Source organism: Cupriavidus sp. WS (genome assembly GCF_000395345.1).
In the GTDB taxonomy this organism is placed as follows: Bacteria; Pseudomonadota; Gammaproteobacteria; order Burkholderiales; family Burkholderiaceae; genus Cupriavidus; species Cupriavidus basilensis_B.
The window spans coordinates 1-904 of the sequence record NZ_AQPL01000724.1 but is presented as its reverse complement, the minus strand read 5'-3'; the positions used below and the strand labels follow the sequence as shown (position 1 = coordinate 904).

The 904-nt window shown below is 61.5% G+C and carries 2 protein-coding genes; both read left to right on the top strand.

The window, feature by feature from the left end:
* Positions 1-120: 120 nt before the first annotated feature.
* Entirely contained in the window at positions 121-441 is a 321-nt protein-coding gene (locus K206_RS0136865; RefSeq protein WP_020207192.1) for a hypothetical protein, read from the top strand.
* Positions 442-530: 89 nt separating this feature from the next.
* Complete coding sequence (locus K206_RS0136860; protein WP_020207191.1) at positions 531-851, top strand: hypothetical protein; 321 nt, start codon at positions 531-533, stop codon at positions 849-851.
* The last annotated feature ends 53 nt before the right edge of the window (positions 852-904 follow it).

Below are 904 nucleotides of genomic sequence, written 5' to 3'. Positions count from 1 at the left end.
CCCGTCATCCGCGCGTGGGACATGACGCCTGGCTCCGCGACACGGGGCGAGGTGTTGACCATCCGCTGACTCACCGGACGCGCTGCCGTCCTGCTATTCCCACATCGAAGGAGAAACACCATGTTCGCAAACCCGTTCAAGCGGCCCGCGCCGCAGAAGCAACCGTTGTTCGCACCGGGTACGCTGAAGTTGAGCGAGAAGGTGCATTGGTTGGCACGCAAAGGCCTGATCGACCCCTTGGCCTATGTCCAGCGCCACGTGCGCGGTGACTGGGGCGAGATCGACGAGGCCACCCGCCAAGCCAACAACGTCGCAATCCAACAGGACAACCTGATGATCTCGCAGTTCAGGATCACGCCGGACCTGGCACTGATCGTCAAGACCAGCGAGGACCATGAAACCACGGTGGTCCAGCTATCCGAAGAGCACGACATGCTCTGAAGACGCTGCATCGCCATCTTCATCTACCCACCCACCGGGGCCGTCTCCCCGCTGGGGTGCCGCGGCCCCTTCATCCAGAAGGAAACGTCATGGCATCCAGCGTGTCTTGCGCTCTCGCATCTGCCTCAACGTCTGCCCCCGAGCTTTTCTCTACAGGGGAGATCGTCCTAACACCCGGGGTCAAGGCCCTGGTCCGTCGCCGCTACATCGATGCTGGCACCTGTCTCAACCGCCATAGGCGCGGAGATTGGGGCGATGTCGATGAAGCCGAGCGGCACATCAACGAGAACTATGGGCTGCAAGGCCGAGAAAAACTGTTCTCGCGTTACCCGATTGCGAACGGCGTCTGGTTGGAAGTCTGGACCATGTACGACCGCAGCATGACGGTTCTTCTGCTGCCTTACGAGTAATCGCATCCAGCGGCCGCGCGCCGCATCTTCTTCCCACCACGGGGCATGCCATC

What these genes read in the sequence shown, in the direction of transcription:
- K206_RS0136865 (WP_020207192.1), top strand. Translation starts at nt 121, where the DNA reads ATGTTCGCAAACCCGTTCAAGCGGCCCGCGCCGCAGAAGCAACCGTTG.
- K206_RS0136860 (WP_020207191.1), top strand. Translation starts at nt 531, where the DNA reads ATGGCATCCAGCGTGTCTTGCGCTCTCGCATCTGCCTCAACGTCTGCC.